This window comes from Bradyrhizobium sp. AUGA SZCCT0431 (assembly GCF_018131065.1).
In the GTDB taxonomy this organism is placed as follows: Bacteria; Pseudomonadota; Alphaproteobacteria; order Rhizobiales; family Xanthobacteraceae; genus Bradyrhizobium.
On record NZ_JAFCLR010000081.1, the window covers coordinates 1 to 6,573 of the forward strand.

Sequence of the window (6,573 nt, forward strand, 5' to 3'; positions counted from 1 at the left end):
CCCAAGACTGCCTCCCCAAAAGCAGCCTTGAATCTGATTTGCTCTTAAAAGGGAATCCTTAGAGTCCACACCACCTAGACCAGGGCATGAATCCATAAATTTGAAGTGGTCGGCGGACGCCCGGTTTGGTGAGCATAACGGACTCAAGTCGGACATCGCGCCATGTCCGAAAAGTGCGAAAAAGCTGACTCAGATGCCGCCCGGTTCTCTGCTACGGGCAGCCGTCATCGTCCCAATTGCCAACGGGTAGTGTCGCGGGGATATTACCCCTCGGCTGCGAATACGTAGCTGTTGCCATCCTTGGCCAGCTTGCCGACGTTGGGCATCAACCAGTGAGTACCCGAAATGGTGAGCTTGTCGGCCACCGCGCGATCGAAGATCTTCCTTCGCGTTTCGACAGCCATTTGCGGATCCTGGTCGATAGCGAGCTGCCACTCGGGATTTGTTGAAATGTGGGGCGCAAGATTGACCACGTCGGCGCTGATCAGGAACTGTTCGCCGCCGGAGCTGACCAGATGTGCGACCATTCCCGGGCTATGGCCGGGCGCCTGAACGGCGTGCACGCCAGGCAGGAGTTCTGGTTCTCCCTCAAAGGTCCTGACGTTTTTCCAAGTCGCCACCGTGGCCTGAATGCGCTGGGCGAGGCCCTTGCGCGTCGGTCCGAGATCGATCGACTCGACCCCCGGGCGCGTCCACCATTTCAATTCCGCGGCGGGCACCACGATGTCGGCATCCGGGAAGACCTGCGCATTGCTCTCATTGTTCATGAGGCCATAAATGTGATCGCCGTGGAGATGGGAGATGAGGATCGTCTTGACTGCCTTGGGGTCAAGGCCCGCCGCCGCCATGCTCTCGAATAGCCGGCCGTTCCCCTCACCATAAATCGGATGACCGCCCGTGCCCGAGTCGATCAGGACCACTTGATCGCGCAGCTTGAGCGCCATGACGATAAACCGCAGGGGCGCCTGGTTGTCGGGAAAACCGGCAGTGCGCAACGCGGCCTTGACCTGTTCGACGCTGACATTCCTGACCATACCCTCCCGCAGCGGAACGTCACGCATGCCATCAATCAGAGAGAAGACTTCAATGTCGCCGACCTTGTATTTGCGGAAAGGTTGCTGGACGGACTGTTGAGCGTGAGCCGCGTCGACAAACGTGTTCGGCTTGTCGAGACCAAACGCGGCGTAAGCACCGGCTGCGCCAAGTGTCAGGTCGCGCCGCGAGATATCGGACATCGTTCGGCACTCCCCGCTGGTGAATGGATCGAGCATACCAATGGGGATGTGCACTGCACAAGGTCGGCTTTGGGTCATTCGCGTCGCTTTTGGGCGACGATTTCGGGTCTTCCACCGAGAGCGGACATTGTCGCTGTCGGTCGGCATGTCTCAAAAGTGCCAAACTCGGAAGTCGCCAGCACCGGCCGTTCGCGTCTGCGAATTAAGGGTCAGCTACCGATTGCTTGTCCTTTAAGGGCATTTATTTGCGTCAAATTCAATGTGCCTTGCTCGCGACGGTAGCTGCGATTTTGCGTCTCTCCCTTAGCTGCTGACTTGCAGGCCAGGCCAAGCCGGCTATGGCGGCGCAAACTAAGTCGGAACCCGAGCGGGCACGTCATTTGCGTCAGCGGACGCTGTGAGGAAAGGTTGCAGGATGATCTCTGCAGGCAGCAACGGCGCTTATAATTTAGCCGTACAGAGTGAAGTTTGTAATTGATATCCGACAAAGCAGATGGACTAAGGTTGGTCCTCTAAAATTGAGCGCGTCGCGGGAAATGATCGTTAGCCATCTCAATGTCACCACCATGAGTAACATCGATGTTTGGTGAGTCCGTGCGTGCGTTGGTGTGCACCCTGATTCCGGTTGTAGCCTGTATTGTGGCAGGATCGGCGGTTAGACGAGGTCGATCGGGCTGGCCTGGAGCGGACATGCTGGTAGGATTTGGGCTCCTCACCGGCGCGCTTACTATTCTTGCGGCCACGACGCGCGTTCCGCTCTCCTGGCTTATGGCCGGCCTTGTCATCTTGTCGGTGATTGCACTTCTGATGCGGCGGCAATTTCCTGGTGGACGTTCGACCTGGATCGCATTAGCTCTGGTTTCACCAATTTTCGTCAGTGCGGCCGGCCACGATCCCGCGATGTGGGACGACTTCTGGAATTGGCTGCCCAGTGCTGCTTACGAATACCGGCACAATTCGCTCCCATGGCCCGATCTGCCGCGCTCGCTCTCGATATTTCCGGGCTATCCGCAGGGCATGCCGCTCATGATTTCGGCCGCTTCATTCGTTGGTGGGCGCTTTCTCGAGACCGCAGGACCCATCATCAATGCCTTGTTGCTCGCAGGATCGAGCGCGCTCTTCGCCGAGGGCCTGGCCGCGGCGCTCGTCCGACATGGGCGCTTGCAGGCCACAGAAATGCCGCCGATATTGATTGCCAGCGCGGTAGCAATCACGACTCTTTTCAATCCCGGTCTTGACGGTGGCGTAGTGCTATCGTCATACCCGGATTGCGGAACGATGGTCGCGGTCGGTGCGCTTGGCCTTCTCGGGGTCGAGATATTGGTACGTCTGTCAGCCCCTGACGCTGTGGATATCGAAGGACTGGCTTGGCGCTTCGGACTTGTGGGCGCGATGCTGGTCAATCTCAAGCAGGCCAATCCGGTGCTCTTGGTATTGGTCACAGCCGGACTGATCCTCGTGGCGTTGCGCGTTCCCGCGATCCGAACACGGCAGGCGTTGCTGCAGCTTCCTCGGATGCTGGCTCCTGCGATTGTCGTCATCGCGTTGTGGCGGTGGTATGTCATGGGCAGCTTGCCCAACTCGGAACAAGCCTTCCGGACCTTCGACACATGGAATTTTGATGTCCTGCGCCAAACCCTTGCTGCCATCGGCCACCTCATTGCCGACGCGCCGCTGTTTCACTCCATGATGTGGCTGGTCACGGCGTTCGGCGTCGCCTCTTTTTTCCAGTTGCCGCGCAAAGCCAGCGAGGCGCGATGGCTGGCGGTGATCTGTGCCACGGTCTGGCTCGGCTACAATGCCTTCCTGGTGATCATCTATCTCGGAGTCATGACAGTCTCCGATGCTCGTACTGCGGCCGACTATTGGCGCTATACGCCCCATGTGGCGCTGCTTGGGCTGTACGCGCCGGTCATGGCGCTTGGGATCGCACGCTGGCCGGCATGGATGGACCTGCGGAGTGCTGTTCCCACGCTTGCGGTGGTATCGGCGGCGTTTTGCGCCATGCCGCTGCGCAGCGATCTCAACAATCCCCCGGGCAGGGCGTGGCAACGCTTCCTCCGAGACGCCGCAGTCGAAATGCGAGACGTGGTACCCGCAGGGTCGAAGCTGCTGATCGTGCCCTACTGGAGTTCAAATCCCTTTGGAGTGGCGGTCCGCTACAACCTGTGGCGACTCGACATGCACGAACAGCAAATCGCTGCGACCATCGGGTGGGACGACGGCGACCTTGAAAAAGTCGCAAGCTGGGCGGCGCGCGGCGAGCTGGATTATCTGCTCATACAGGACGGCGAAGGCACGATGGATGAGGTGACCGACACGCTCGGACTACCACGACTCAATCACGAGCTCGTGCTGTACATTTGGCGTGATGGTGCGTGGGAACGGGCGAAGACATGGCCGATTCCACCGGGCCTGCTCCAACGCAACTCATGATTCCCAATGTCGGGGGTCGCTGTAACGCGGAAAAATTGTTAGCGAACCGTGCGCAATCGTCATGCGCGTTAGGCCGCGAAGTCCGCTCAGGGTCATTCGCGTCGGTTTGGCCGGATCACGGCAACTTCCGGTCTACCCCGGTGAACGGACATTCTCAGGATAGGCGGGCATGTCTCAAAGGTGCCAACAGCGGCCATTGAACCGGATTTGAGGCTCGCGCTCGCCAGGCCGCGCTTTCGTTGGTTACGATGCACGTAATCCGGCACGCCGCTGCAGTTCTGAGCGCTACCTCAATGCGCGCTGAAGGTGAGGCCGGCGCGCTCGTTCAGACGCTTGCGCAATGCCGGACCCATCAGCGCGCCCGGCGTCCAGATGCCACCCTCGCCCTGCACGTCGCGCACGAGACAGAGAGCGCTCTCGGCGATCATCTTGCTGGTCGAGCCGTAGCCCGGATCGCGGTCGCCCGTGACTACCGCCTCGACCCGTCCGCCATCCGGCAGCTCGCCCAGGAAGAGGATGTCGTAGAAGCCCTTCTCGCGCTCTTCCCGAGTCGGGCCTGCGCCGGGTTTGAGACCGCCGGTCGCGACCAAGGAAACTATCGTGGCGAACGTCTCCGTCGTCACGCGGGCGAGTTCCCCAAATCCCGGCGCGACCATCATCTCGTCGTAAACGAAGTCCTTGCCATAGGGATGACCCAACAGGAAATTCGTGCGGTGCACGTTCTTGGTGTTGATCGGCGCCATGGGGAACGGCACGAGCAACACGTTCATGCGCGGGTCGTATTCGGGGACGAGGCCCGACGGCTGAGACGGCCCGGTGAACCCCGGCGTCAACGCGAAGGGATCGTTCAGCAGCCGGATCAGGGCCGGGTCGCGCGCCGCGGCGGCCAACGTCGCCCGAGCGCTCGCTGCGGTGCCGCCAGACATGCCGCCTTTCACGTTGCGCAGGCGGGCTTTGACCCGGCGCGCCGGGCGTCCGAATTTCTCGCGCGCCTTCTCCTGCAACGTGAGCACGCCGAGATCGAACGGGATGGAATCGAAGCCGCAGGAAAAGACGATGCGCGCACCGGTCCGTTCCGCCTCTTCGTGATGGGCGTCGATCATGCGCCGCATCCAAGCAGGTTCGCCGCACAGATCAACATAGGCCGTGCCCGTGGCCGCACAGGCCGCCACAAGCTCGGGACCGTGGAGCTGATAAGGCCCGACCGTCGTGATGATCACGGCCGCACGCTCGCACATCGAACGTAGGCTGGCCGGCTCGGCGGCATCCGCCTTCACCAGAGGCAAATTGTCCGGTGCGCCGATGTCGGCACGCACCTTCTGGAGCTTGTCGGTCGAGCGTCCCGCAATCGCCCAGGACGGAGCATCGTCGCCGCGATAGGACGTCGCCAGATATTCGGCGATGAGACGGCCGGTGTAACCCGTCGCACCATAGACGATGAGGTCGAAGTCCCGCTTCACGACGTTGGTCCTCCTCGAGATCCGGGAGAGCTATCTTCTGATCCGTGTGCAATCGCAGGACACGAGGACGCTCAGCACGAGCAGCAAACCGTCCCATCGCGTTTGACGGAGGATACCACAGTTCCTGCCTTGGGGTGCGCAACGTCCGGTTGGGGTCATTCGCGTCGGTTTGACCGGGCCAAGGCGACTTCCGGTCTACCCCGGTGAACGGACATTCTCAGGATAGGCGGGCATGTCTCAAAGGTGCCACAACCAGACTTGGCACCATTTAACGGAGTGGACGAAGGTCTCTGCAGGTTGAAAGGCGATCACATTTCCCGGCGGCCCCGCGACGGGAGGGTTCCTTTTTGCTCGCCGCCGGTGTTTCCTCTGCACGGCGGAGAACGGGCATGCAGGGATCGCTGGGGGAAAAGATAGGTGAAGGCGCCTACTCCGAAGCCTACGCGTGGGCGCCGGGGCAAGTCGTCAAACTGTTCAAGCCCGGCTTGCCGCGGCGGATGCCCTGGTTCGAGGTGCACATGATCCGCGCCGTCCACGCCGCCGGCGCCCCGGTGCCGGAGGTGTTCGGCGAGGTGACCCTGGACGGGCGCTTCGGAATCGTGCTGCAGCGCCTCGACGGACCGACCCTGCTGCAGCTAACCCGAACCGGCGCGGTGACATTCGAACAGGCCGGCGCGATCGTCGCGGCTCTTGCCATGTCCATTCACAAGACGCCCCTGCCGCCGGAGGTCCTCTCCATGCGCGAGTATATGGAGGCTCAGTTGGGGCACGACGACGGCAAGCTTCCGAAGCAAATCGCCACTGAAATCCTCGCGCTGATCGATCGCTTGCCGCCGGGCGACGGGCTTTGCCATACCGACCTGAGCCCTGGTAACGTGATCATGACAGCGGAAGGCCCAAAGCTGGTCGACTGGGTCAGCGCGATGTGCGGGCCCGCCGTCCTCGAGCTTGGGTTCTTGCGCGTGATCCTGTCCGAGCTCGGGCCGGAAGTCGCCGACAATCCGGAGCGGCCGCGCGCGACCAATGCGGCGGCGCAATCCGAATATGCTCGGCTGGCCGGCATGTCTCTCGCGGAGCTAACGGCGGCAATGGAGCCGTATTTGCCCATCGTCCGCACCTTCGCCGTTCTCGGCAACGCGGTGCCTTCGCTGCGGGAGCGGCTGATCCAGCGCATCGAAGCGTCTCTGCGCTCGGAAGACTGAATTGTTTGGTCGCGCGCGCGAGCCGGAGCGGCCTGTCGAAGCGAGCCGTCGGTGTCTCCTTTGGGTCAAACTGAGAAGTCGGGGGACTTGCCACCAGGAAGTCAGCTTTGCCTTCAAGAACGGACATCGTCAGTCCGGCTTGTCAGTTCCGAAAAGTGCCAACAGCGGACTCATGCACCGCAGCAAACAACGGCTCTATTCGATCACTTCGTCGGCCCGAGTGAGAAGACAGTTGAACAG

At 61.3% G+C, this 6,573-nt stretch carries 4 protein-coding genes; 2 read left to right on the forward strand and 2 right to left on the reverse strand.

Annotation, left to right across the window (positions count from 1 at the left end; translation table 11 throughout):
* Positions 1–263: 263 nt before the first annotated feature.
* Positions 264–1,235, reverse strand: coding sequence for an MBL fold metallo-hydrolase (locus JQ567_RS37605; protein WP_212443489.1), 972 nt, complete (start codon positions 1,233–1,235; stop codon positions 264–266).
* A 690-nt stretch (positions 1,236–1,925) separates the two neighbouring features.
* Between JQ567_RS37605 and JQ567_RS37610 the strand changes: the two genes are divergently transcribed.
* Positions 1,926–3,671, forward strand: a complete 1,746-nt coding sequence (locus JQ567_RS37610) for a hypothetical protein (RefSeq protein WP_212443490.1) — start codon at positions 1,926–1,928, stop codon at positions 3,669–3,671.
* Between the two features lie 290 nt (positions 3,672–3,961).
* Here the strand turns inward: JQ567_RS37610 and JQ567_RS37615 are convergent, their stop codons facing one another.
* Positions 3,962–5,131, reverse strand: a complete 1,170-nt coding sequence (locus JQ567_RS37615; RefSeq protein WP_212443491.1) for a trans-acting enoyl reductase family protein — start codon at positions 5,129–5,131, stop codon at positions 3,962–3,964.
* Positions 5,132–5,520: 389 nt separating this feature from the next.
* Here JQ567_RS37615 and JQ567_RS37620 point away from each other — a divergent pair, with 389 nt between their 5' ends.
* Positions 5,521–6,333 (forward strand): aminoglycoside phosphotransferase family protein, encoded by an 813-nt coding sequence (locus tag JQ567_RS37620; protein ID WP_212443492.1) that lies wholly within the window; start codon positions 5,521–5,523, stop codon positions 6,331–6,333.
* Positions 6,334–6,573 lie beyond the last annotated feature (240 nt).

Coding starts and splice junctions, on each gene's coding strand:
- JQ567_RS37605 (WP_212443489.1), bottom strand. CDS start 1,235: ATGTCCGATATCTCGCGGCGCGACCTGACACTTGGCGCAGCCGGTGCT.
- JQ567_RS37610 (WP_212443490.1), top strand. CDS start 1,926: ATGCTGGTAGGATTTGGGCTCCTCACCGGCGCGCTTACTATTCTTGCG.
- JQ567_RS37620 (WP_212443492.1), top strand. CDS start 5,521: ATGCAGGGATCGCTGGGGGAAAAGATAGGTGAAGGCGCCTACTCCGAA.